The sequence below is a fragment of the Faecalibacterium sp. I4-1-79 genome, assembly GCF_023347235.1.
GTDB lineage: Bacteria > Bacillota > Clostridia > Oscillospirales > Ruminococcaceae > Faecalibacterium > Faecalibacterium tardum.
Genome location: NZ_CP094467.1, coordinates 2,188,439 through 2,213,519, shown reverse-complemented (window position 1 = coordinate 2,213,519; position 25,081 = coordinate 2,188,439). Strand labels below are relative to the sequence as shown.

Sequence of the window (25,081 nt, the reverse complement as noted above, 5' to 3'; positions counted from 1 at the left end):
TTTTACCTGTATTATACAGGAAGCAGACAAAAGATGCTATCCTTTTGCGGAAAAATATCTCTCGGTCACGACCCCTTTCCGTGAAAAAGGGCTTCCGAAAAGTCCGCAGACTTTTCGGAAGCCCAAATAAAAAATAATTCTTCCTCTTACATCGCCGTGCGGGCGGTGCGCACCAGATACTCCATGGCCTGCACCGGGTACTGCCCGGCGGCGGTCTCGCCGGTGAGCATCAGGCTGGATGCGCCGTCCAGTACGGCGTTGTAGATGTCGCTCACCTCGGCGCGGGTGGGTACCGCCCGGGTGTGCATGCTGTCCAGCATCTGGGTCACCACCATAAAGGGCACCCCGGCTGCCCGGCAGGCGGCAGAAAGCTGCTTCTGGCAGCGGGGCAGCTCCCATAGGGGCATGGCGTTGCCAAGGTCGCCCCGGGCAATGACCACCTCATCCACCAGCGGCAAAAACTCCGGCAGTGCCTGCACGCCCGCAAGGTTTTCAATTTTGGCAAGAATTTTCAGCTGCGGCGCACCGGCCTCTGCCAGTGCCTGCCGCAGGCTGCGGATATCTTCAGCGCCGCGCACAAAGGGCAGCATCACGCCGGTAACGCCGCAACCGGCGGCGATGGTAAGGTTCTCCTTGTCCTCGGTGGTCAGGGTGGGCATCTGGATGTTTGCCCCCGGTGCTGCAAGACTTTTGCGGCTTTGCAGCACGCCGCCCCGCACTACGGTGCACACGAGCGCGTCCGACTCCACAGCGTCCACCCGTGCCAGCAGCTTGCCGTCATCCAGCAGCAGCTCCTGCCCGGGCTGCACGCCCTGTACTAGTGCAGCAGGGCAGGGGATGCCCTGCGCGCCCAGACGCACGGTCTGCCCGGCGGTCAGGGACAGCGGCTGCGGCAGACGACCGATGCGCAATTCCGGCCCCTGCAAATCAATGAGCAGCTTTTTGACCCCGGCTTTATGCAGCATCTCCAGCCAGTCCTTGTGCGCTGCCAGCGGGCCATGAGAAAGGTTCATGCGGATGCCGGTCATGCCGGCTTCCACCATCTGCTGCAAAAGCTTTACATCGGCACAGGCAGGGCCGATGGTTCCGTAAAAATCCATAATTCCTCCTGCAATTCGCGTTTTCTTTCTATTGTAGCATGACCGCGCAGCAAAAGATAGCCCGGCTGCGCATAAAAAAACACCGGAAGCTGATGCAAAGCCTCCGGTGCCTTTTTATGATGCCTTATGGGGTTTACTGTTACACTGTGCACCGCCTGCGTTCAGTACAAAGCTTACAGCTCCCTCTATTTTTAAAGGTTGTACTTAGTTTACAGCATTTCGGGCATTTCGTCAAGGGCTTTTGCAGGCAAAAAAAGGAATATCACAACATTATCACAACTGCAGCTGGTGGTAGCACGCGCCCTCCATGGTCTTCCAACAGGCGGTGCTTCCCTCCAAGGTCATGTAGCTGTGGGCGGTGTTTTCCTTGGGAATGCTCACGGAGCCGGGGTTCAGGTAAAGGTTCCCCTGCCCGAAGTTTGTCCATGCGGGCACATGGGTGTGACCGTGGAGCAAAATATCCCCCGGGGCAAGGGGCGGCAGATGGTTCAGGTTGAACACATGGCCGTGGGTGACGTAGACCAGCCGCTGCCCCACCGGCAGCACGGCGTAATCCGCCAGCACCGGGAAATTGAGCACCATCTGGTCTACCTCGGCATCGCAGTTGCCGCGCACACACAGCAGCTTGGGCGCAAGGCTGTTCAGCAGCGGAATCACCTTTTTGGGGGCGTAATCCCGGGGCAGGTCGTTGCGGGGGCCGTGGTAGAGCAGGTCTCCCAGAAACAGCAGGCGGTCGGCCTGCTCCCGTTCAAAGGCCTGCTGCAGCTGCTGCGCATAATAATAGGAGCCGTGCAGGTCTGATGCGATCATCCATTTCATATACAATGTCCTCCCTCAGAGCCGGTTTGCCTTATTGTAGCGCCTGCTGTAAAAATGGTCAAGTGATTACAAAAGTCATACTTTCGCGCCAAAACCCCTTGACATGCCGCTGAGGATGTGGTATTCTGCTGGAGTTGCAGTGCGCAAGTGCGCAGGCTGCATATCGCGGACAGCTGCCGCGATCATAAAAACCGTGTGGATTTTTACAGCAATATTGCTACTTTTCGCCACACAATGACCTCACAAGGGTCATTGTGTGGCTTTTTTGTGCGCCGGAAACCGTCTGCAAGCCGATGCTGTGCCCGCCATATTTTTACTTTTTACAGATAGCAGGTGAATTTTTTCAATGAACGAAACTTTTATGAAGGAGAAGCCGGTGCTGCCGCTGCTGCTCTCGATGGCGCTGCCCAACGTGATCTCCATGCTGGTGAACAGCCTCTACAACATTGTGGACAGCCTGTTTGTGGCGCGCATCAGCGAGGACGCCATGACCGCGTTAAGTCTGGTGTTCCCCATCCAGAACTTTTCCAATGCCATTGCCATCGGCTTTGGCATCGGCATCAACGCCATGATCGCGCTGTATCTGGGCGCGGGCGACCGCGAAAAGGCCGAGATAGCCGCCACCCACGGCTTTGTGCTCAGCCTTGTGCACGGCGTGGTGATGATGGCGGTCAGCATTGCCATCATGCCCGGCTTTCTGCGCCGCTTTACGCAGGACGAGGCGCTGATCGCCGCCGGCATCACCTATTCCACCATCGTGTTCCTGTTTTTGGTCGTGAACATGGCCTCGCTGGCCTTTGAAAAGACCTTTCAGGCGGTGGGCCGCATGAAGGTGTCCATGGTCGCGCTGATCACCGGCTGCGTGTGCAATATTCTGCTGGACCCGGTGCTCATCTTCGGGCTGGGGCCGGTGCCTGCCATGGGCATTGCAGGCGCAGCACTGGCTACCGGTATCGGTCAGATGCTCAGCGTGGTGGTCTATCTTGTGGTCTATCTGCGCACCGAGCTGCCGGTGCGGCTGCGCCGCAGCTGCCTGCGCCCAGACGCGGCGCTGGACGGCAGACTGTACGCCATCGGCATTCCGGCCATCCTGAATCTGGCGCTGCCCTCACTGCTGGTCACCTTCCTTAACGGATTGCTGGCGGCTTTTTCTCAGAGCTATGTGGTGGTGCTGGGCATCTATTATAAATTGCAGACCTTTTTGTACCTGCCCGCCAACGGCTTCGTGCAGGGAATGCGCCCCCTTATTGGCTATAACTACGGTGCGCGGGAGCACGCCCGGGTGAAAAAGCTGTTCCAACTGACCCTGCTCATGAGCGCTGCCATCATGGCGGCGGGCACGGTGATCTGTCAGGTTGCTTCCGGGCAGCTGATGGGGCTGTTCACCCAGAACCCCGAAACCATCGCCGCCGGACAGACCGCACTGCGCATCATCAGCATCGGCTTTGTCATCTCGGCAGTCTCCACCACCGCTTCCGGTGCACTGGAGGGGCTGGGCAAGGGCGCAGAATCGCTGGTCATCGCCCTGTGCCGGTACGTCGTTTTCATCATGCCGCTGGCTGCACTGCTGTGTAACTGGCTGGGCGCAGACGGCGCATGGCACGCCTTCTGGATCACCGAAGTGCTGGCAGCGGTGGTCTCCGGCATCGTTTACCGCAGGGCGGTCACACATAAAAAATAAGAATTTCTGATAGGGGCGTTACATAACGTCCCTATTTTTCATTGACACTACGGGAAAAGTACGGTAAAATAATTTTCGTGTTTTGACAAAAACTGTCAGTGCGCAAGATATTACAGAGGATGTGGAAGTATATGATCGAGACCATTGCCGCCGTCAATCAGGCGGTGAACAGCTTTATCTGGGGCATCCCCGCCATGGTGTGCATCATTGGCGTGGGGCTGCTGCTCAGTGTCCGCACGGGCTTTTTGCAGATCCGCAAATTCCCTTACGCCATCCGCACCACCGTTGGACGGATGTTCCGCAAGCGGGATGCTTCGGACGGTGCCATGACCCCTTTTCAGGCGGTGTGCACCGCACTGGCGGGCACAGTGGGCACCGGCAACATTGCCGGTGTGGCGGGCGCTATCGCCATCGGCGGCCCGGGTGCCGTGTTCTGGATGTGGTGCTCTGCGCTGCTGGGTATGTGCACCAAGTTTGCCGAGGTGACGCTGGCCGTGCATTTCCGGGAGCGCAGCGACACCGGCGAGTGGGTGGGCGGCCCGATGTACTATATTAAAAACGGCCTTGGCCGCCGCTGGCAGTTTCTGGCCGTGCTGTACGCGCTGTTCGGCGTGCTGACCGTGTTCGGCACCGGCAACGCAACGCAGGTGAATACCATCGTGGCAGCAGTGGATACCGCCCTGCTGGAATACGGGCTGGTGGGCGGCAGCTTTCTGCCCACCCTCAACCTCATCGTGGGCATCCTTGTGGCGGTGCTGGTGGCGCTGGTGCTGCTGGGCGGCATCAAGCGCATTGGCAGCGTAAGCGAGAAGTTGGTGCCCTTTATGGCACTGTTCTACATTGTGCTGTCGGTGGGCGTGGTGGTGCTCAACTTCTCCCGCCTGCCCTATGTGCTGGAATCCATTGTGGCGGGTGCGTTTAACCCCGCTGCCTTTACCGGCGGCACCATCGGCAGTCTGTTCGTCAGTATGCAAAAGGGTGTTTCCCGCGGCATCTTTTCCAACGAGGCAGGTCTTGGCACCGGTTCTATCGCCCATGCCTGCGCCGACACCAAAAAGCCGGTCAAGCAGGGCATGTTCGGTATTTTTGAGGTGTTTGCCGATACCATTGTCATCTGCACCCTGACCGCGCTGGTCATCCTGTGCAGCGGCACCCAGGTCAGCTACGGCGCAGCGGCGGGTGCTGAGCTGACCATCTCCGGCTTTACCACCACCTACGGCGGCTGGGCGTCTATCTTTACTGCCGTGGCGCTGTGCTGCTTTGCCTTTTCCACCATCATCGGCTGGGGTCTGTACGGCTCCCGCTTTCTGGTGTTCCTGTGCAAGAGCAACAAGGTGGCGCGCCCCTTCTTTGTGGTGTATGCTCTGGTAGCCATTCTGGGCGCTACCATGGATCTTGGTCTGCTGTGGAGCATCGCCGACACCTTCAACGGCCTGATGAGCATTCCCAACCTCATTGCATTGCTGCTGCTTTCCGGCACGGTGGTGCAGATGACCCGCGCCTTTTTTGAATCGGAAGGGTGAGCGGCAGCTCTGCCCATAGTGGACAGAAACGCCGGAACGCGGTATACTGAGAAAAAACAACGGTGGCTATGCACCACAGGAGGTTCTAACGTGGAAAACTTTAACGAATTACTGCAAAAGTATGCAGATTTTATCGTCCGGGTGGGTGTGAACCCGCAGCCGGGACAGACCCTGATCATCAACTGCCCGCTGGAGGGTGCGCCGCTGGCACGGCTGTGCGTGCGCAGCGCCTACGAAGCCGGTGCGCGGGACGTGCAGGTGAACTGGCAGGATGATGCCGTTACCCGCATCCGCATGGAGCTGGGCAGCGAGGACGCCCTGACCGACCACAAGGGCTGGCAGCTGCGCCGCTATCTGGACTACGCCGAGAGCGAGGGCGGTGTGTGCGTGCTGCACCTCATCGCGGACGACCCGGAACTGTTTGCCGGGCTGGACGGTGCCAAGATCAGCCGGGTGAACAGCGCGAACCGCAGCTTTATGCAGCCGTGGCGGGAGTACACCATGAACGACCGGGTGCAGTGGTCCATCGCCGCTCTGCCCGCCGAGCCGTGGGCAAAGAAGATGTTCCCGGAGCTGGACACTGCCGCCGCCATTGAAGCACAGTGGAAGCTGATCTTTGATACCTGCCGTGTGACCGGCGGCGACCCGGTAGGGGAGTGGCAGAAGCATCTGGACCGCCTGAATGAGCTGGGCGCAAAGATGAACGCCTTGGATCTGGAAAGCGTGCATTTTGAAAGCGCCAACGGCACCGACCTGACCGTGGGTTTGGCGGAACAGGCCGTGTGGGAGAGCGCCGGCAGCAAAAACGAGAAGGGTGTGCCCTTCCTGCCCAACATCCCCACCGAGGAGGTGTTCACCGCGCCCCATAAGGATAAGGTGGACGGCATCGTTTACGGCACAAAGCCCTACGTCTTTAATGGACAGCTCATCAAGAATTTCCACGTCACCTTCAAGGACGGCAAGGTGGTGGAGCACGGCGCCGATGAGGGCGCAGACCTGCTGGGTCAGCTGTTGGACACCGACGAGGGCGCACGCCACATCGGTGAGGTGGCACTGGTGCCCGCCTCCAGCCCCATCAACCGCAGCGGCAAGCTGTTCTACAACACCCTGTTTGACGAGAACGCCGCCTGCCACATCGCTTTTGGCGACAGCTACCCCGGCACCACCGTGGGCGGCACCGGCCTTTCCAAGGAGGAGCTGGCAGCCCGCGGCATGAACCACTCCTCCCTGCACGAGGACGTGATGATCGGTGCAGAGGACAGCCGCATCACCGGTAAATGCCGCGACGGCCGCACCGTGTCGCTGTTTGAAAACGGCGTCTGGGTGCTGTAAAAACCCCAAAGGGCGCGCAACTGCAAAAAAATTGCGAAAATGCTTGCATAAATCGCAAGAGTATGCTATATTCTAGTAGTACGATATACTTTAACCTGAAACGTGGGCCGCAAGGTCCGCGTTTCTTGTTTGTTTGGAGGTTTTTTATGGCGAAGCAGTCTGGCGGCAACACCGCGCAGAGAGTGGAAGCGCTTGTCCGTCCCACGGTGGAAGGCATGGGTCTGCGCCTGTGGGATGTGGTTTTTGAGAAGGAAGGGCCGGACTGGTATCTTCGCATCCTCATCGACCGGGACGGCACCATGGATACCGACACCTGTGCAGAGGTGTCCCACGCACTGGACCCCATTCTGGATGAGGCAGACCCCATCGACCAGAGCTATTATCTGGAAGTAGGCAGCCCCGGCCTTGGCCGCAAGCTGACCCGCCCGGAGCACTACGAGGCACTGAAGGGCCAGAAGGTGCGGGCAAAGCTCATCCGCCCCAACGCCGACGGCGTGCGGGAGCTGTCCGGCATCCTGACCGGCCGCGAGGGCAGCACCGTGACGCTGGAAACCGAGAACGGCCCCGTGACCTTTGAGGTGAATGCAGCCTCCGGCGTGCAGTTGTGCGACGACGAGGATCTGTTCAACTGAAAATAACCGTCTCTGAGAGAGAAAAGAGAACAAAATATATAGGAGGAACCCGAAAAATGACAGCAGAGAATAAGGACTTTTTTGAAGCGCTCTCCATGCTGGAGCATGAGCGCGGCATCACCGCAGAGTACCTGATCGAAAAGATCAAGGCGGCTATCATCATTGCCGTCAAGAAGAACTACGAGGTCGAGGAGGATCACATCCGTGTGGACATCGACCCCGACACCGGCCGCTTTGATGTGGCACTGATCCAGGACATCGTGGCAGACGAGGACTGGTACGACGAGCACGCCGAGATCGGTGTGACCGAGGCACGCAAGATCCGCAGCAGCTACGAGGTGGGCGACCGCATCATCACCCCGCTCAAGACCCGCGATTTTGGCCGTATTGCCGCCCAGACCGCAAAGCACGTCATCCGTCAGGGCATCCGCGAGGCCGAGCGCAACCAGCAGCTCAGCGAGATCCAGTCCCGCGCACATGACATCGTGCAGGCCACCGTTACCCGCGTGGATACCGAGAAGGGCATCGTAGCGTTGGATCTGGGCAAGGGCGGCGAGGCTGTTCTGCCCCGCAACGAGCAGGTGCCCGGCGAGGTGTACACCGAGGGCGAGACCCTGCAGGTCTACATCGTGGACGTGGTCAGCACCGAGCGCGGCCCCCGCGTGATGATCAGCCGCACCCATCCCGGCCTTGTCAAGCGCCTGTTTGAGCTGGAAGTGCCCGAGATTTTTGACGGCACCGTGGAGGTAAAGGCCATCAGCCGCGAAGCCGGTGCCCGCACCAAGATGGCTGTCTGGTCCAAGGACCCCAACGTGAACCCTGTTTCCGCCTGCATCGGCGAGCACGGCGCCCGCGTGGCCGCTGTTGTGGAAAAGCTGGGCGGCGAGAAGATCGATATCGTCAAGTGGAGCGAGGATATCTCGGAGTTCATCTCCGCAGCCCTGAGCCCCGCCAAGGTGGTCAAGGTAGAGCTGCTGCCCGGCGAGACCCGCTCCTGCCGCGTCACCGTGCCCGACCAGCAGCTGAGCCTTGCCATTGGCAACAAGGGTCAGAACGCCCGCCTGTGCGCCCGCCTGACCGGTTACAACATTGATATCCGTCCCGAGAGCGGCTACTACGGCGAGGACGAGGAGCCCAAGAAGGACGCAGCAGACGCTGAATAAGCCCGGCACCATCTGCCGAAGGAGGGAAACCGGATGGCACAAAAAAAGATCCCTGCCCGCCAGTGCATCGGCTGCATGACCAGCCGCCCCAAAAAGGAGCTGGTGCGCGTGGTGCGCGCACCCAGCGGGGAGATCAGCATCGATCTGGTAGGCAAAAAGCCGGGGCGCGGCGCATATCTCTGCCCGGACCCGGACTGCCTGACCAAGGCAAAAAAGAAAAAGGCGCTGGAGCGCTGCTTTGAGCAGCCGGTTCCCGCCGAGGTATACGACGCGCTGGCTGTACAGCTGGCCGCAGCCACAAAGGAGGCCGCAGCCGATGGCAAAAAAGAATAACGCCCCCGCAAAACCCAAGCTGCCCCCGGAGGAAGCGCTGTATCAGGCCGTGAGTCTGTGCCGCAAGGCCGGTGCGCTGACCATGGGCTTTGATGCCGTAGAGGAAGCCTGCGTCAAAAGCAAGGCATGGCTGGTGATGACCGCATCGGACATCAGCCCTAAGACTTTGCAGCGTTTGAACTACGCCGTGGGGGACTTGGTGGATGTGTTCACCATGCCGCTGACGCAGGATAAGCTGGCCGATATCAGCCACAAGCCTGTGGCTGTTTACGCGGTGACCGACCGCAACCTCGCAAAGCTCTGCTTCGACCGTCTGTCGGACTGCGGAGCAATCAAAAATGAGGAGGATATGAGCGAATGATCGTAAAATATAAAGTGAGTGACTTTGCAAAGGATCTGAACCTTTCTGCAAAGAAGGTGCTGGACGAGCTGGCCGCTATGGGCAGCACCGGCAAGAAGAACAGCTCCAATCTGGAGGAGAACGAGCTGAACTACCTGCTGGAAAAGTTCAGCAAGGATAACAGCGTGGCAAATCTGGACGAGTTTTTGAACAGCGCCAAGGCTCCCAAAGAGGAGCCCAAGGCCGAGAAGAAGGCTGACCAGAAGGTCGAAAAGAAGGCTGAGAAGAAGCCCGAGGCTCCCAAGGCTGACAAAAAGCCCCAGCAGCCCGCCGCAAAGGCCGAGCAGCCCAAGGCAAACAATAATAACAATAACGGCAAGCACGGCGACAAGAAGCCCGAGCAGCATAAGAAGCGCGAGGAAAAGACCGTTTCCTTCAGCGAGCTGGCACGCGAGACCGGCGCAAAGGCTACTGCTGCCCCCGCACAGGCAGTTTCTGTCCGCCGTGAGGACAATCAGGTCACCGTGGATACCCGCACGGTGGATATGAACGTGGATCGCTTTGATGCCCGTTACGATGATCTGGCCTCGACCAAGAACACCGAGAACCGCCGCAAGCCCACTCCGCAGGGCAACAAGCAGAAGTTCACCCAGCGCGGCCAGCGCCAGCGCCAGCAGTTCCAGAAGGGCAAGCGCGAGACCGAGTTCGAGCGCCTGCAGCGCATCCAGCTGGAGAAGGCACGCAACGCCCAGCTGAAGGTGATGATCCCTGACGAGATCACCGTGGGCGAGTTGGCTGCCCGCCTGAAGCAGCAGGCCGGTAAGGTCATTGCCAAGTTCATGCAGATGGGTGAGATGCACGCCATCAACGACGTGATCGATTTCGATACCGCAGCTCTGCTGGCAGAGGAGTTCCACGCAAAGGTCGAGCATGAGGTGCATGTGACCATCGAGGAGCGCCTGTTCACGCAGGAAGAGGATGCACAGGAGGATCTGGTGGAGCGTCCCCCGGTGGTCTGTGTCATGGGTCACGTTGACCACGGCAAGACCAGTATTCTGGATGCCATCCGTAAGACCAACGTCACCGCAGGCGAGGCCGGCGGCATCACGCAGGCCATCGGTGCATATCAGGTCAAGATCAACGACAGCCTCATCACCTTCCTGGATACCCCGGGCCACGAGGCGTTCACCTCCATGCGTGCCCGCGGTGCCAACATGACCGATATTGCAGTTCTGGTGGTTGCTGCCGACGACGGCATCATGCCCCAGACCATCGAGTCCATCAACCACGCCAAGGCTGCAAATGTCAAGATTATCGTGGCAATGAACAAGATGGATAAGCCCACCGCAAACCCCGAGCGCGTGATGGAAGGCCTGACCAAGTACGGCATCATCACCGAGGACTGGGGCGGCGATGTGGCCTGCATCCCGGTGTCTGCCCTGACCGGCATGGGCATCAACGACCTGCTGGAGCGCATTGCTCTGGAAGCTGAGGTCATGGAGCTGAAGGCCAACCCCAACCGCCGCGCCAAGGGTGCTGTGGTCGAGGCCCGTCTGGACAAGGGCCAGGGCCCCATTGCCACCATTCTGGTGCAGAACGGCACCCTGCACTCCGGTGATGTCATCATCGCCGGTACCGCCGTGGGCCGTGTGCGTACCATGCGCAACGACAAGGGTCAGCTGCTGACCGATGCCGGCCCCTCCACCCCTGTGGAGATCACCGGCCTGACCGCCGTGCCCGAGGCCGGCGACCTGTTCGAGGCTGTTGAGGACGAGCGTCTGGCCCGTGAACTGGCTGAGCAGCGCGTTGCTGCCGCCAAGGAAAAGCAGTTCTCCTCCTTCCAGAAGGTCACGCTGGATAACCTGTTCAGCCAGATGGCACAGAACGACATGAAGGAACTGGCCATCGTGGTCAAGGCCGATGTGCAGGGCTCTGCCGAGGCTGTGAAGCAGAGTTTGGAGAAGATCTCCAACGATGAGGTGCGCGTGCGCGTCATCCACGCCGGTGTCGGCGCCATCAGCAAGTCCGACGTGGATCTGGCCGATGCCTCCAACGCCATCATCATCGGCTTCAACGTCCGCCCGGACAACGTGGCCAAGGAAGAAGCCGCTGCCACCAAGGTGGAAATGCGTATGTACCGCGTCATTTACGACGCCATCAACGATGTCACCGACGCTATGAAGGGTATGCTGGCACCTAAGTTCCGCGAGGTCGCTCTGGGTGAGCTGCAGGTGCGTCAGGTGTACAAGATCTCCAACGTGGGCACCGTTGCAGGCTGCCGCGTGACCAGCGGCAAGATCACCCGCGACAGCAAGGTGCGCGTGGTGCGTGACGGCATCGTCATTGCCGAGGACGAGATCGCATCCCTGAAGCGCTTCAAGGATGACGCCAAGGAAGTGGCCGAGGGCTACGAGTGCGGCGTGACGCTGGAGAAGTTTGCGGACGTCAAGGAAGGCGACGTGTACGAGGCCTTCAAGATGGAAGAGTACCGCGACTAAGCAAAAACCGAATATATAACAGCTTCCCGGCAGAAAAGGCTTCCCCCGGACGGGGGAAGCTGTCGAACGAAGTGAGACTGATGAGGGCGTATCTTTCGCAGGTGTGGAGCGTGCGCCCTCATCCGTCGTTTTGGCAGACAAATGCCGCCTTGCCCCGGCCGGGGCAAGGCTTTGGGAAGCTGCCGGACAGAATTTGGAGAAAACTATGTCTCAGAAAAATATGGGCCGTCTTGCGCAGGATATGAAGCGCGAGGTCATTGCCATCATCGGCCGGCTGAAGGACCCGCGGCTGGAGGGCGGTCTGCTGACCGTCACCCGTCTGGACGTGACGCCGGATCTGGATGTGGCAAAAGTGTATGTAAGCGTGATGGGCCGCGCAGACGGCCCCAAGCCCGCTATTGAAGCGCTGAACCGTGCCGCAGGCCATGTGCGCACCGAGGTCAGCAAAAAAATGCACATCCGCAAGGCACCCCGCTTCATCTTTGTGGAGGATGACGGTGCCGCCTACGCCGCCCACATCAACGAGCTGCTGCGCAGCCTGAACGTGAACGGCGAGGAAGAAGCACAGCCTGCCGATACCGAACAGACCGAGGACTGACTGCCTTTGCGGAAAGGATGGATCATTGGATGACAGAACAACTGGATGTGCAGCAGATGGCGCAGCGCCTGCTGACTGCGGACAACATTTTGATTCTGTGCCACAAAAACCCGGACGGTGACACCATCGGCTGCGGCAGCGCCCTGTACTATGCGCTCAAAGCGCTGGAAAAAACAACGGCGGTGCTCTGCTCCGATGCCATTCCGTCCCGCTACGCCTTTACGAATCCACGGCTGTTCAAGGGCGAGTTCGAGCCCCGCACGGTGATCGCAGTGGATGTGGCCGGCCTGCAGCTGTTTGGAGAAAATAACGGTGTGCCGCAGTTTGCACGCCATGTGGACCTGTGCATCGACCACCACGCGGGCAACAACGGCTATGCCGATTTTACCCTTCTGGATGCCAGTGCCGCTGCGGCAGCAGAGCTGCTGTATCAGGTCATCGTGGAGATGGGGGTGACTATCACCCCCCACATTGCCGACTGCCTGTACACCGGCATTGCCACCGACACCGGCTGCTTCAAGTTCTCCTCCACCACAGCCAACACCCACACGGTTGCTGCAAAGCTTATTGAAGCCGGCTGCCATGTGGAGGAGCTGAACACCCTGCTCTTCGACACCAAGCCCCGTGCCCGCATGGAGGCCGAGCGCATCGCCCGCAACCATCTGGAATACTATCTGGACGGCCGCTGCGCCCTGATCTACCTGACAAGGGACGAGATCCGGCAGAGCGGGGTAGACCCCGCAGATCTGGAGGAGCTGACCGGCCTGCCCATCAGCATCGAGGGGGTCAAGGTGGGTTTGACCCTGCGCCAGCAGCCCGGCGGCAGCTACCGCATCAGCGTGCGTACCGCAAAGGGCGTGGATGCCTGTGCCATCGCCCGGCGTCTGGGCGGCGGCGGCCACACCCGCGCAGCGGGCTGTGAACTGCTGGGCGACCTTGAAAACGCCAAAAACGCGATCCTTGCAGAGGTGGAAGCCGAGCTGGACGCGCCACAGGAGGAAGCATGATGCAGGGCATCCTGATCGTAGACAAGCCCATGGACTGGACCAGTTTTGACGTGGTGGCAAAGCTGCGCGGCGTGCTGGGCACCCGCAAGCTGGGACACAGCGGTACGCTGGACCCCATGGCCACCGGTGTGCTGCCGGTGTTCTGCGGCGGCGCCAGCAAGGCGGTGGACCTGCAGCTGAACCACGACAAGACCTACCGCGCCACCCTGCGCCTGGGCGCACGCACCGATACCGGCGATAGCACCGGTACGGTGCTGGAAACCGCGCCTGTTACCGCCGGGGAAAAGGAACTGCTGGCTGTGCTGCCGCAGTTTGTCGGCCCGCAGATGCAGGTGCCGCCCATGTACTCGGCAGTCAAGATCAACGGCCAGCCGCTGTATAAGCTGGCGCGCGAGGGCATGACAGTGGAGCGCAAGGCGCGCCCTATTGAAATTTACGGCATCGAGTACGGCGGCAGTCTGGCAGAAAACGAGTATGTACTGACGGTGCGCTGCTCCAAGGGCACCTATATCCGCACGCTGCTGGAGGAGATCTCCGCCGCCATGGGGCAGAAGGGCACTATGAGCGCTCTGCGCCGCACTGCTGCCGGTCTGTACACCGAAGCAGACGCCCACACGCTGGAAGAAATTCTTGCCGCAAAGGAGCAGGGGAGCGCTGCACTGGAAGCACTGATGCTGCCGGTGGAAAGTGTGTTCACCCCGCTGCCGCTGCTGATGGTGGAGCCATGGGTGGAGCAGCACCTGTACAACGGCTGTCCCACCAGCCGCTACCCCGCAGCAGACGGACGCTACCGGGTGCGCAATGCCGCCGGGCAGTTCCTTGGCCTTGCCAACATCACCGGCGGGGTGCTCCGGGTGGAAAAACTGTTCGTGGAACGTAATTGAGCAATAAAGGAAACAAGACCCATGCAGATCATTTCTCAGTTTGCCCCGCTGCCGCTGGCACAGCCCGCAAAGGGTACCGCCGTGGCAATGGGCTACTTTGACGGTATCCATATCGGCCACCGGGCGGTGATCGAAGGGGCGGTACAATGGGCAAAGAACCATGATGCAGCTCCGGCGGTGTTCACCTTCCGCCTGCCGGTGGAAAACAAAATGAAGGGCAAGCGCCTGCTCTCCACCGAGGATAAGCACGCTTTGATCCACAGCCTTGGGGTGGAGTATTACCTTACCCCGGACTTTGAGGCAATCAAGGCACTGAGCCCGGAGGAGTTTGTGCGCGGCATCGTGGAAAACTGCCACGCACGGGCGCTGTTCTGTGGCGAGAACTTCACCTTTGGTGCAAAGGCTGCCGGTACGCCGGAGCTGCTGCGCACCCTCTGTGCCCCTCTTGGGGTAGAGGTAGTGGTGGTGCCCATGGCACAGTTTGAGGAAAAGCCGGTGTCCTCCACCCGCATCCGCACCGCGCTGGAGGGCGGGGACATCCCCGCCGCCAACGCCATGCTGGGCATGCCCTATGCCATCCGCTTTGCGGTGCAGCACGGGGCAGGGCTGGGGCACACCCTCGGGGTGCCCACCATCAACCAGCTGTACCCGCAGGGCTTCCAGATGCCCCGCAGCGGCATTTATATCACCCGCACCTGTATCAACGGGGTGTGGTATCCCTCGGCCACCGGTCTGGGCAGCCGCCCTACCGTGAACGATGACGCCACCAAGGTGACCTGCGAGACCTTTATCCCGGGCTTTTCCGGCAACTTGTACGGCACCGACCCGGTGGTGGAGTTCCACGCCTACCTGAGCCCCAGCAAAAAGTTTGATACGCTGGACCAGCTGCGGGATTGCATCAACAATGCCGCCCGCCGCGCACAGGAGTATTTTGCATAACGCATCAACAGCGGAAAAATTATTTTTATTTGGGGTCGAGAAACGCCTGTGGGCGTTTTTCGACCCCTTTTGTCGTGAAGGAAAACAGCATTTCCGGCGTCTGCGGGCAGAAAAAACCGCACTTCGGGCAAAATAGACACATTTCTGTGCAACAACGGCAAATGTTTGTTAAACAATTATCTATCTCATATCCTTGCAATGCACGCAGTTTTTGTTTATAATAGTAGCTGTACGGGGCAACGCCCCGATTGTGAGCGAGACTCTGGTTCAGAATTATAATTTGAGAGGAGTTTTTACCATGGGTTTAGGTAAGAAGACGATCGACGATCAGAACTACTGCGGCAAGAAGGTGCTTGTCCGCTGCGATTTCAACGTCCCGATGAAGGACGGTGTCATCACCAACGAGAACCGCATCAACGCAGCACTGCCCACCATCCAGAAGCTGGTCAACGATGGCGCTAAGGTCATCCTGTGCAGCCACCTGGGCAAGCCCAAGAACGGCCCCGAGGCTAAGTTCAGCCTGGCTCCCGTTGCTGTGGCTCTGAGCGCAAAGCTGGGCAAGACCGTTGTGTTTGCCGACGACGACAACGTTGTGGGCGAGAACGCAAAGGCTGCTGTGGCTGCTATGAACAACGGCGACGTCGTTCTGCTGCAGAACACCCGTTTCCGCAAGGAAGAGACCAAGAACATGCCTGAGTTCAGCGAGGAGCTGGCTTCTCTGGCTGATGCTTATGTGGACGATGCCTTCGGCAGCTGCCACCGTGCACACTGCTCCACCGCAGGTGTCACCGACTACATCAAGGATACCGCTGTCGGCTACCTGATGGAGAAGGAGATCAAGTACCTGGGCAATGCCGTCAACGACCCCGTCCGTCCCTTCACCGCTATTCTGGGCGGCGCTAAGGTCGCTGATAAGCTGAACGTCATCTCCAACCTGCTGGAGAAGGTCGATACCCTGATCATCGGCGGCGGTATGGCTTACACCTTCGTCAAGGCTCAGGGCTACGAAGTGGGCAAGAGCCTGTGCGACGACACCAAGCTGGACTACTGCAAGGAAATGATGGCTAAGGCCAAGGAGAAGGGCGTTAAGCTGCTGCTGCCTGTGGATGCTGTCTGCATTAAGGACTTCCCCGATCCCATCGACGCTCCTGTGGATGTCACCGTGGTGCCTGTCACCGCTATTCCTGCTGACATGGAGGGCTGCGACATCGGCCCCGAGACCATGAAGCTGTTTGCTGACGCTGTCAAGGCTTCCAAGACCGTTGTCTGGAACGGCCCCATGGGCGTGTTCGAGAACCCCACTCTGGCAGCTGGTACTCTGGCTGTTGCCAAGGCTATGGCTGAGAGCGATGCTACCACCGTCATCGGCGGCGGCGACAGCGCAGCAGCTGTGCAGCAGATGGGTCTGGGCGACAAGATGACCCACATCTCCACCGGCGGCGGCGCTTCTCTGGAGTATCTGGAGGGCAAGGAGCTGCCCGGCATCGCAGTTATCCAGAACGCATAATTTTTCCGGCATCACAATGGGTGCGGCGGCATTTACGCCGCCGCATCTTTTCTTTTTGTGCAGGTAATTTGTAAATATTTACGAAGGTAAGGAGAAAATAACAATGGATAAGGCAAAGCGCAAGGCTATTATCGCTGGCAACTGGAAGATGAACAAGACCGCCTCCGAGGCTGCTGTTCTGGTGGACGAGCTGATCCCCGCTGTGAAGGACGCTACCTGCGAGGTGGTCATCTGCACCCCGTTTACCGATCTGGTCACCGCTGTGGCTAAGACCAAGGGCACCAACATCCATGTTGGCGCCGAGAACGTCCACTTTGAGAAGTCCGGTGCTTTCACCGGCGAGATCAGCGCCGATATGCTGGTGGATCTGGGCGTGGAGTACGTCATCGTCGGCCACTCTGAGCGCCGTCAGTACTTTGCAGAGACCGACCAGACCGTCAACAAGCGCGCGCTGGCTGCCCTGAACGCCGGTCTGAAGGTCATTCTGTGCGTGGGCGAGAGCCTGCAGCAGCGCGAGGAGGGCGTTACCGAGGAGCTGGTCCGTATGCAGACCAAGATCGCTCTGCGTGATGTGACCGCTGAGCAGATGGCAAACGTTGTCATCGCCTACGAGCCTGTCTGGGCCATCGGCACCGGCAAGACCGCTACCGCTGATCAGGCAGAGGAAGTCTGCGCTCAGATCCGCAAGGTGGTGGGCGAGCTGTACGGCGAGGCTGTGGCCGAGGCTACCACCGTGCAGTACGGCGGCAGCATGAACGCCAAGAACTGCGAGGAGCTGCTGAGCAAGAAGGACGTGGACGGCGGCCTGATTGGCGGCGCATCCCTGAAGGCTCCTGACTTTGCAGTCATCGTCAATGCAGCCACCAAGGGCTGAGCAACTGCCTTTTCTTAACTAAGCTGTTTCAGCGCCCGGCTGCGCCGTTTTTTCAGCGCTGAGCCGGGCGCTGATCTGTTTTTACAGCAGCCGCTCGGGTGTTATGCACCCGCAGGCTGCACCCGCAGGCGGGGCACTTAGCCTTGCCCGCAACGCGTGATAAATTCAAAGGAGATTCAATTTTATGGCAAAGAAACCTGTTCTTCTGTGCATCATGGATGGCTTCGGCTGGGTGCCGAACGAGACCTTTGGCAACGCCGTGGTGGCTGCCAAGACCCCCCATCTGGATGCTCTGATGGCAAAGTACCCCATGACTACCATTGATGCTTCCGGCATGGCTGTCGGTTTGCCCGATGGCCAGATGGGCAACTCCGAGGTCGGCCACACCAACATGGGCGCAGGCCGCATCGTGTACCAGCAGCTGACCCTCATCACCAAGTCCATCCACGATGGCGAGATGCTCAAGAACCCTGTGCTGGTCAAGAACATGAAGGCCGCCATCGAGGCCGGCAAGGCCATCCATCTGATGGGTCTGGTGGGCACCGGCGGCGTGCACAGCCATGCCGACCACTGGTTTGGCGTGCTGGAAATGGCAAAGCATCTGGGTGCAAAGGAAGTTTACCTGCACTGCATCACCGACGGCCGCGACACCGACCCCCACTCCGGCAAGGGCTTCCTTGCTGACCTGCAGGCCAAGCTGGATGAGCTGGGCGTGGGCAAGATCGCCAGCGTTTCCGGCCGTTACTACGCCATGGACCGTGATAACAACTGGGACCGCGAGGAGAAGGCCTACGCTGCTTTCGTCTACGGCGAGGGTGAGCACGCTGCCAACGCTGCCGAGGCCATCGAGGCTTCCTATGCCGCAGACAAGACCGATGAGTTTGTGCTGCCCTGCGTCACCTGCGAGGGTGGCCGCGTGCAGGATGGCGACACCGTCATCTTCATGAACTTCCGCCCCGACCGTGCCCGCCAGATGACCCGCATCTTCTGCGACGATGCCTTTACCGGCTTCGAGCGCCGCGGCGGCCGCAAGCAGGTGAACTACGTCTGCATGGCTGAGTACGATGCCACCATGCCCAACTGCGAGGTTGCTTATCCCCCGGTGGAGCTGAAGAACGTTCTGGGCGAGTACCTGTCTGCCCACGGCAAGACCCAGCTGCGCATCGCCGAGACCGAGAAGTACGCCCACGTCACCTTCTTCTTCAACGGCGGCGTGGAGGCTCCCTACGAGGGCGAGGATCGCTGCGTCATCCCCAGCCCCAAGGTTGCCACCTACGACCTGAAGCCCGAGATGAGCGCCCCCGAAGTCGCTGCCGAGTGCGTCAAGCGCATCGAGAGCGGCAAGTACGATGTGGTCATCCTGAACTTCGCAAACTGCGATATGGTCGGCCACACCGGCGTGTTCGAGGCTGCCGTCAAGGCCGTTGAGGCTGTGGATACCTGCGTGGATCAGGTGGTCACCGCTGTGCTGAACGCCGGCGGCTGCGCTTTCATCACCGCCGACCACGGCAACGCCGAAAAGATGATGAACCCGGACGGCACCCCCTTCACCGCCCACACCACCAACGTTGTGCCCTTTGTGGCAGTTGGCTGCGGCGATGTGAAGCTGCGCGAGGGCGGCTGCCTGGCCGATATCGCACCCACTATGCTGCCCTATATCGGCCTGCCCGTTCCCGCCGAGATGACCGGCAAGAGCATCATCGTGGAGTGATGCCAGACGGGATGACCGTATAAACAAACAAAAGGCTGCTGCACATTTTGTGCGGCAGCCTTTTTGCATAAGAAAAATTTCCGTGAAAAGGGAATAGCGGAGCGTCCGCAGACGCTCCGCTATTCTGAAATTAAAAATAGATTCTCCGCTGATGATGGCCAGAGCGCACGCGGAGGCCATTCAAAACGGTTCGCCTGCAAAACGGCAAAGCTTACTTTTTCAGGTGACTGTCCCAGCCGCTGGAGGTGGTGGCCTGCTTATCGGGCGTGCACCACATGGCCTCTACGCCGTCCAGCGATTCCACCAGCTTCTGCCCTTCTTCCAGCGGCATACAGAACAGGGCGGTGGTCAGGCAGTCTGCCATGCCGGAGTCCGGGCACAGCACGGTGACGCCGTTGTAGTAGGCGGCGGGCCACAGGGTATCCGGGTCGATAATGTGATGATAGCGCTTGCCGTCCACCACAAAGTAGCGCTGGTAGTCACCGCTGGTCACCAGCGCAAGGTCGCTCATGTTAATGGGCGAGCCGAAGATGGAGTTGGTGTTGGTATACACCTCCGAAGCGTTCCACGGGTTCTCCACACCGCCCGTCCACTGGCTGCCGTCCGGCTTTGTGCCGATGGCGCGCAGGTTGCCGCCTACGCTCACCAGTGCGCTGGTCAGGCCCCGGGCTTCGGCGGCGCGGCAGACCATCTCCACGGCGTAGCCCTTGCCCACACTGCCCACGTCCAGCGACATCTCCGGGTCGGACAGGTAGACCGTTTTGGCATCCTCGTCAATGACAAGGTCGTTGATATTGCAGTGCTGTGCAGCGGCTTCCAACTCCTCCTGTGTGGGCAGGGTGTTGTCGGCGTCAGAGGCGTCTTTTTCGGCGGCTTCGCGGTAGTCGTGCCAGATGCCCAGTACGCTGCCCATGGCGATGTTGATCTTGCCGCCGGTCAGTTCGTACATCTGCTGTGCCAGCTCCAGCATGGAGAGGATGCGGTCATCTACCTGTACAGGGGCTTTCCCGGCGTTTTCGTTGATGGTCTTAACGTTCACAACGCCGTCGTAGTCGTTATAGATATCGTAGAGCTGGTTGTAGGCGATCAGATCCTGATGCAGCGCCTGCATCTGGGTGTTGAACTCTTCCTCGCTCTCGCAGTAGGCGATGACCTGCGTCACCGTGTCGAACACATCATAAAAGATGGTGGTGTACCGGGTCAGCTCCTTTTTGGGCTTGCAGCCGACCAGCAGGCTAAGGCTCAGCACCGCCGCCAGCAGTGCAGCGGTCATGCGGGTGATGCGGCTCTTCATACGGTCTGGCTCTCCTTTGCAGCGCTAAAGGCGGTGTGCTCCTCCTGCAAATGTGCCAGCAGGTCTGCAAACATCCAGTTGCGGTTTGCGGGGGTGACCACCGCCTTGAGCGGGATGGTCACCTGTGCCTGCCGCATCAGGTCCAGCAGGGTGTCCACGTCCTTATCACGGAAGTTTGCCAGCACCAGCGCCGGGGGATAGGCGCCCGGTTCCAGCACCAGTGTTCTGGGGGCTTTTACCTCCACCTCGCCCAGCAGCTGGGCAACGGTCTTGCCGGCATCGGCGGGGGCAACGAGCAGCAGCTTCATGCCAAAGGCGGGTGCCATGCCCTCCAGCTTGCCCCGGTCGGCGGGGGAAAGGTTCCAGCCCAGCGCCAGCGGCACTCCGGCGTTCTGGTTGCGTGCAATGTGTGCTTTCATCTTTAAAACCTCTTTCGGCAGTGAATTTTCAAAATACACCATAGTATACCATAAAACCCGTGAAAAGAAAATGAAAACCCGCCGGTGCACAGAAATTAAGGTAAAATGCTGCTTGCCTGCGCCCTCATCCGTCTGCTTGCTTCGCGCGCAGCCACCTTCCCCCGACCGGGGGAAGGCTTCCGGCTTGGCGAACTTTCCGGCAAAAAAAGGACTGCTGAACCCGGTCGGCACAGCAGTCCCTGCGTATAACAATATTCTTTCGGGCAGGCTCAGTTCATTTTTTTGCCGAAGAACTCCACCTCTTTGCCGATGAACTGCATCAGCGCATCGAACTGATCCGGGGTCAGGCTCTGTGCACCGTCGCACTTGGCCTTGGCGGGGTTGTTGTGCACCTCGATCATCAGACCATCGGCACCGGCAGCGACCGCAGCTTTCGCCAGATCCGGCACCATCCATGCGTGGCCGCAGGCGTGGCTGGGGTCTACCACCACCGGCAGATGGGTCATCTTGTGCAGCATGACCACACCGGCAAGGTCCAGCGTGTTGCGCATACTGGTCTCAAAGGTGCGGATGCCGCGCTCGCACAGGATGACGTTCTCGTTGCCCTCTGCCATGATGTACTCGGCGCTCATCACGAACTCTTCCAGCGTGTTGGCAAGGCCGCGCTTGAGCAGCACCGGCTTTTTCTGGCGGCCAACAGCCTTGAGCAGCTCAAAGTTCTGCATATTGCGGGCACCTACCTGAATCAGGTCTACGTTTTCAAACAGGGGCAGGTGCTCGGTGTTCATGATCTCGGTCACGATGGGCGAACCGGTGGCGCGGCGCGCCAGCTTGAGCAGGTCCAGACCCTCGCTGCGCATACCCTGAAAGGAGTAGGGAGAGGTGCGGGGCTTGAATGCACCGCCGCGCAGCAGGGAAGCGCCTGCCGCCTTTACCCGCTGGGCGCAGTAGGTGATCTGCTCCTCGCTCTCAATGCTGCACGGCCCGGCAATGACCGCAAAGTTGCCGCCGCCGATCTTGACACCCTCCACGTCGATAACGCTGTCGTCCGGGTGGAATTTGCGGTTGGCTTTTTTGTATGGCTCGGACACGCGGCGGCAGGTCTCCACAACCGGGTTTGCCAGCACCCAGCTCTCTGCAATGGCCTTAGTGTCGCCGATCAGACCCAGAATATGGGTGTCGCTGCCCTTGGAATCGTTGATCTGCAGACCCATATCCTCCAGCTCGTGGCAGAACTCGCGCACCTGTACGTCGGGGGCATCCTGTTTGAGTACGATGATCATAGTATTTGTCTCCTTTGCCTTTTTCTATCCTGTGAAACGGCGAGGGAGACCGGCTCCTTTGCCGCAGCTTGCAGTGTCAAACTTCAGTACTCTGAAGTACGTGACGCTATGATATCACTTCATGAAACTGAAGTCAAGAGAAATTTTGAATTTTTTCGGAAAAAGTGGTAGAATAGAAACAGAGCAAATGTAAAAGAGGGAATAACAATGGGAAAAGAAGCTAAAACCAACGCAATGCGCATTCTGGAACGGGAAAAGGTGGCCTATACCGCCCACGAGTACCCCCACGAGGAGGGGGTGGCGGTGGACGGCGTGACCGTAGCCGCCAGCATGGGCGAAGACCCTGCCTGCGTGTATAAGACGCTGGTAACGCAGGGCAGCAGCAAAAACTATTTTGTGTTCGTCATTCCGGTGGCGGCAGAGCTGGACTTAAAGGCCGCAGCCCGCAGCGTGGGCGAAAAGAGTGTGGCAATGATCCATGTGGCGGATATCAACAAGGTCACTGGCTATGTGCGGGGCGGCTGCAGCCCGGTGGGCATGAAAAAGCAGTACCGCACCGTCTTTGACGAAAGTGTGCTGACCCAGCAGAAGGTCTACGTTTCCGGTGGGCGCATCGGTACGCAGGTGTGCTGCGCCCCGGCGGATCTGATCCGCGCTGCACGCGCCGCCACCGCAAAGATCATTTTTTAAAAATCCGACGCGATATCTGGGATACATCAACACGGCCTTTACATAAAATATACTTGCTGCATAAGTCATACTTAGAAAGAAAAAGGATGGCGAAACTGCACAAAACTTTCGAAAGTTTTTTGACGGCATGGGAACACAAGGGAGAATTTGCCCAAACGCTCTTTGCAAAGCGGTTTTTTTGCCGTAAACTGTATCTAGTACAGGGACGATGCCCCAAAAAACGGGCTTGTATCGCCGCCTGAAAAAACGCTTGCACAGGAAACTGCGGAGGGAAACTTCAATGATGCTGCTGGTGCCGGGTCGCATGGAATGGGGTCACATTCACTGCAATCAGGGGCATGGTGCAACCTTGTGCAAAATGCGCGGACAGAAAAACTGGAAATAAAGGCCGTGGTACAGGTGTACCGCAGCCTTTTTTGTTTGTCGGTCTTGTTGGACAGTTGAGAAAGAGAGGCTTTGGAAAATGGTTCGTAAAGTGGCAGTGATTATGGGTTCGGACAGCGATTGGCCGGTGGTCAAGGGGGCCTGTGCCCAGCTGAAAGCACTGGATATCCCCTTTGAGGCACATATCCTTTCGGCACACCGCACCCCCGCCGAGGCAGCAGCCTTTGCAAAAAATGCAAAGGCCAACGGCTTTGGCGTTATCCTGTGCGCGGCAGGTATGGCAGCACATCTGGCAGGTGCTTTTGCCGCCAACACCACCCTGCCGGTCATTGGCATCCCCATGAAGGGCGGCGCGATGGATGGCTTGGACGCTCTGCTGGCTACCGTGCAGATGCCCAGCGGCATCCCGGTGGCAACGGTGGCACTGAACGGTGCCAAAAACGCCGCATGGCTGGCTGCTGAAATTCTGGCACTGAGCGATGACGCACTGGCTGAAAAGCTGGAGGCTGAGCGCGTATCCATGGCACAGCAGATCGCAGCAAAGGAAGAAAAGCTGCAAAACGAACTGAACGAGCTGTAAAGGAGAACCAATGTCTGATTTTGCATATCCGCTGCATGAGGAGTGCGGCGTTTTCGGCATCTACGACCGTGCCGGTACCGAGGATGTGGCCGCAGCGGCTTATTCAGCCCTGTATGCGCTGCAGCACCGCGGGCAGGAGAGCTGCGGTATTGCCGTCAACGATGACGGCGTGATCACCGGCCACCGGGATCTGGGCCTTGTAAACGAGGTGTTCACCCCGGAGGTGCTGGCAAGCCTGTCCACCACCACGGCACACATGGCTACCGGCCATGTGCGCTACGCCACCGCCGGCACCCGTGTCCGCGCCAACGCCCAGCCCATGATCGTCCGGCATGGCCGCGGCACCATGGCGCTGTGCCACAACGGCAATCTGACCAACGCTGTGGAGCTGCGCCGCCAGCTGGAAAACGAGGGCGCCATCTTCCACGGCTCCTCGGATACCGAGGTCATCTGCTACCTCATCACCCGCAACCGTCTGCGCATGGGCAGCATCGAAACTGCCATCAGCAAGACCATGGACGTGCTGGAGGGCGCGTACAGCCTTGTGATCATGTCTGCCACCAAGCTCATCGCGGTGCGCGACCCCCGGGGCTACCGTCCCCTGTGCATCGGCACCCTGCCCGGCGGCGGCTACGTCTTTGCCAGCGAGAGCTGCGCACTGGATGCCACCGGTGCCGCCCTGCTGCGGGACGTGGAGCCCGGCGAGATCGTAGTGGTGGACACCAAGACCGGCGAACTGCGCAGCATCAAGGATCACTGCGGCCGCCCGGACACCCAGATGTGCGTGTTCGAGTTCATCTACTTCGCCCGCCCGGACAGCGTCATCGAGGGCAGCTCGGTGCACGAGGCCCGCAAGCAGGCAGGCCGCTTCCTTGCACAGGAGCACCCCGTGGAGGCGGATGTGGTCATCGGCGTGCCGGATTCCGGCTTGGATGCAGCACTGGGCTACTCGCAGGAGAGCGGCATCCCCTACGGCATCGGCTTTATCAAAAACAAATACATCGGTCGCACCTTCATTCAGGGCAGCCAGAAGCAGCGCGAGAACAGCGTGCGCATCAAGCTGAACGTGGTGTCCAGCACCGTCAAAGGCAAGCGCGTGGTGCTGGTGGATGACTCCATCGTGCGCGGCACCACCTCCGCCCGCATCATCAAGCTGCTGCGGGATGCCGGTGCTGCCGAGGTGCACTTTATGGTCTCTGCGCCTCCCTTCAAGTATCCGTGCTACTTTGGTACCGATATCCCGGACCAGAAGCTGCTGGTGGCCACCGGCCGCACGCTGGAGCAGATCAACGAGGTCATCGGCGCCGATACGCTGGGCTATTTGTCTAACGAGCACGTTGTCCAGCTTGCCAAAAACGCAAAATGCGGTTTCTGCACCGCCTGCTTTACCGGCGAGTATGCCGTAGAGCCGGAAAGTGTGCTTTCTACCGATATTCACGACCGTCACCTGAACGACCGTCCCAAGGACGCCAAAAAGTTAGGAGAGTAAG

At 59.5% G+C, this 25,081-nt stretch carries 23 protein-coding genes; 18 read left to right on the top strand and 5 right to left on the bottom strand.

Annotation, left to right across the window (positions count from 1 at the left end; translation table 11 throughout):
* Nucleotides 1–146: 146 nt before the first annotated feature.
* Together pyk and yfcE are read right to left on the bottom strand one after the other, a co-directional pair.
* Nucleotides 147–1,100: a pyruvate kinase gene (gene pyk / locus MTP36_RS10980; protein WP_249250348.1), complete on the bottom strand. Its 954-nt coding sequence runs from the start codon at nucleotides 1,098–1,100 to the stop codon at nucleotides 147–149.
* Nucleotides 1,101–1,373: 273 nt separating this feature from the next.
* A complete protein-coding gene (yfcE, locus tag MTP36_RS10975; protein WP_154265347.1) occupies nucleotides 1,374–1,919 on the bottom strand; it encodes a phosphodiesterase in 546 nt (181 codons plus the stop codon).
* Between the two features lie 346 nt (nucleotides 1,920–2,265).
* On the opposite strand from yfcE, the gene MTP36_RS10970 reads away from it, so the two are divergent.
* From MTP36_RS10970 to gpmI, 15 genes are all read left to right on the top strand, one after another.
* Nucleotides 2,266–3,600: an MATE family efflux transporter gene (locus tag MTP36_RS10970; protein WP_249250346.1), complete on the top strand. Its 1,335-nt coding sequence runs from the start codon at nucleotides 2,266–2,268 to the stop codon at nucleotides 3,598–3,600.
* A gap of 131 nt (nucleotides 3,601–3,731) precedes the next feature.
* Complete coding sequence (locus tag MTP36_RS10965) at nucleotides 3,732–5,123, top strand: alanine/glycine:cation symporter family protein (protein ID WP_055185379.1); 1,392 nt, start codon at nucleotides 3,732–3,734, stop codon at nucleotides 5,121–5,123.
* A gap of 90 nt (nucleotides 5,124–5,213) precedes the next feature.
* The gene (locus MTP36_RS10960; protein WP_249250337.1) at nucleotides 5,214–6,455 is read left to right on the top strand and encodes an aminopeptidase; all 1,242 of its coding nucleotides are present in this window, start codon (nucleotides 5,214–5,216) and stop codon (nucleotides 6,453–6,455) included.
* A gap of 146 nt (nucleotides 6,456–6,601) precedes the next feature.
* Complete coding sequence (gene rimP, locus MTP36_RS10955) at nucleotides 6,602–7,087, top strand: ribosome maturation factor RimP (protein ID WP_005922338.1); 486 nt, start codon at nucleotides 6,602–6,604, stop codon at nucleotides 7,085–7,087.
* Nucleotides 7,088–7,143: 56 nt separating this feature from the next.
* Complete coding sequence (gene nusA, locus MTP36_RS10950) at nucleotides 7,144–8,250, top strand: transcription termination factor NusA (RefSeq protein WP_097779910.1); 1,107 nt, start codon at nucleotides 7,144–7,146, stop codon at nucleotides 8,248–8,250.
* Between the two features lie 33 nt (nucleotides 8,251–8,283).
* On the top strand, nucleotides 8,284–8,583 hold the full coding sequence (gene rnpM / locus MTP36_RS10945) for an RNase P modulator RnpM (RefSeq protein ID WP_249250329.1): 300 nt from the start codon (nucleotides 8,284–8,286) through the stop codon (nucleotides 8,581–8,583).
* A complete protein-coding gene (locus tag MTP36_RS10940; RefSeq protein ID WP_005922333.1) occupies nucleotides 8,567–8,944 on the top strand; it encodes a L7Ae/L30e/S12e/Gadd45 family ribosomal protein in 378 nt (125 codons plus the stop codon). The genes rnpM and MTP36_RS10940 overlap by 17 nt, the downstream gene beginning before the upstream one ends.
* The gene (infB, locus tag MTP36_RS10935; protein ID WP_249250327.1) at nucleotides 8,941–11,421 is read left to right on the top strand and encodes a translation initiation factor IF-2; all 2,481 of its coding nucleotides are present in this window, start codon (nucleotides 8,941–8,943) and stop codon (nucleotides 11,419–11,421) included. The genes MTP36_RS10940 and infB overlap by 4 nt, the downstream gene beginning before the upstream one ends.
* Nucleotides 11,422–11,626: 205 nt before the next feature.
* Nucleotides 11,627–12,019: a 30S ribosome-binding factor RbfA gene (gene rbfA / locus MTP36_RS10930; RefSeq protein ID WP_015538188.1), complete on the top strand. Its 393-nt coding sequence runs from the start codon at nucleotides 11,627–11,629 to the stop codon at nucleotides 12,017–12,019.
* Between the two features lie 17 nt (nucleotides 12,020–12,036).
* Nucleotides 12,037–13,026 (top strand): DHH family phosphoesterase, encoded by a 990-nt coding sequence (locus MTP36_RS10925; protein WP_249250301.1) that lies wholly within the window; start codon nucleotides 12,037–12,039, stop codon nucleotides 13,024–13,026.
* Nucleotides 13,026–13,910 carry a tRNA pseudouridine(55) synthase TruB gene (gene truB, locus MTP36_RS10920; RefSeq protein WP_249254430.1) on the top strand — a complete coding sequence of 295 codons (885 nt, stop codon included), beginning with the start codon at nucleotides 13,026–13,028 and terminating at the stop codon, nucleotides 13,908–13,910. Before MTP36_RS10925 ends, truB begins: the two co-directional genes overlap by 1 nt.
* 21 nt (nucleotides 13,911–13,931) lie before the next feature.
* A complete protein-coding gene (ribF, locus tag MTP36_RS10915) occupies nucleotides 13,932–14,849 on the top strand; it encodes a riboflavin biosynthesis protein RibF (RefSeq protein WP_249250293.1) in 918 nt (305 codons plus the stop codon).
* A 298-nt stretch (nucleotides 14,850–15,147) separates the two neighbouring features.
* The gene (locus MTP36_RS10910) at nucleotides 15,148–16,356 is read left to right on the top strand and encodes a phosphoglycerate kinase (RefSeq protein WP_055185372.1); all 1,209 of its coding nucleotides are present in this window, start codon (nucleotides 15,148–15,150) and stop codon (nucleotides 16,354–16,356) included.
* A 103-nt stretch (nucleotides 16,357–16,459) separates the two neighbouring features.
* Complete coding sequence (tpiA, locus tag MTP36_RS10905) at nucleotides 16,460–17,230, top strand: triose-phosphate isomerase (RefSeq protein WP_097779917.1); 771 nt, start codon at nucleotides 16,460–16,462, stop codon at nucleotides 17,228–17,230.
* A 184-nt stretch (nucleotides 17,231–17,414) separates the two neighbouring features.
* Nucleotides 17,415–18,941: a 2,3-bisphosphoglycerate-independent phosphoglycerate mutase gene (gpmI, locus tag MTP36_RS10900; RefSeq protein WP_015538193.1), complete on the top strand. Its 1,527-nt coding sequence runs from the start codon at nucleotides 17,415–17,417 to the stop codon at nucleotides 18,939–18,941.
* A 211-nt stretch (nucleotides 18,942–19,152) separates the two neighbouring features.
* On the opposite strand, the gene MTP36_RS10895 is transcribed toward gpmI, so the two are convergent.
* The 3 genes from MTP36_RS10895 to aroF all read right to left on the bottom strand — a co-directional run bounded on the left by MTP36_RS10895 (nucleotide 19,153) and on the right by aroF (nucleotide 21,937).
* Nucleotides 19,153–20,235, bottom strand: coding sequence for an FAD:protein FMN transferase (locus MTP36_RS10895; RefSeq protein WP_249250286.1), 1,083 nt, complete (start codon nucleotides 20,233–20,235; stop codon nucleotides 19,153–19,155).
* On the bottom strand, nucleotides 20,232–20,654 hold the full coding sequence (locus tag MTP36_RS10890) for a DUF3783 domain-containing protein (protein WP_249250258.1): 423 nt from the start codon (nucleotides 20,652–20,654) through the stop codon (nucleotides 20,232–20,234). Before MTP36_RS10890 ends, MTP36_RS10895 begins: the two co-directional genes overlap by 4 nt.
* Nucleotides 20,655–20,923: 269 nt before the next feature.
* Complete coding sequence (gene aroF / locus MTP36_RS10885) at nucleotides 20,924–21,937, bottom strand: 3-deoxy-7-phosphoheptulonate synthase (RefSeq protein WP_249250256.1); 1,014 nt, start codon at nucleotides 21,935–21,937, stop codon at nucleotides 20,924–20,926.
* A 207-nt stretch (nucleotides 21,938–22,144) separates the two neighbouring features.
* Here aroF and ybaK point away from each other — a divergent pair, with 207 nt between their 5' ends.
* The 3 genes from ybaK to purF all read left to right on the top strand — a co-directional run bounded on the left by ybaK (nucleotide 22,145) and on the right by purF (nucleotide 25,080).
* On the top strand, nucleotides 22,145–22,627 hold the full coding sequence (gene ybaK / locus MTP36_RS10880) for a Cys-tRNA(Pro) deacylase (RefSeq protein WP_117554063.1): 483 nt from the start codon (nucleotides 22,145–22,147) through the stop codon (nucleotides 22,625–22,627).
* A gap of 463 nt (nucleotides 22,628–23,090) precedes the next feature.
* A complete protein-coding gene (gene purE / locus MTP36_RS10875) occupies nucleotides 23,091–23,591 on the top strand; it encodes a 5-(carboxyamino)imidazole ribonucleotide mutase (RefSeq protein WP_015538199.1) in 501 nt (166 codons plus the stop codon).
* 10 nt (nucleotides 23,592–23,601) lie between these two features.
* The gene (gene purF, locus MTP36_RS10870; protein ID WP_112090240.1) at nucleotides 23,602–25,080 is read left to right on the top strand and encodes an amidophosphoribosyltransferase; all 1,479 of its coding nucleotides are present in this window, start codon (nucleotides 23,602–23,604) and stop codon (nucleotides 25,078–25,080) included.
* The last annotated feature ends 1 nt before the right edge of the window (nucleotide 25,081 follow it).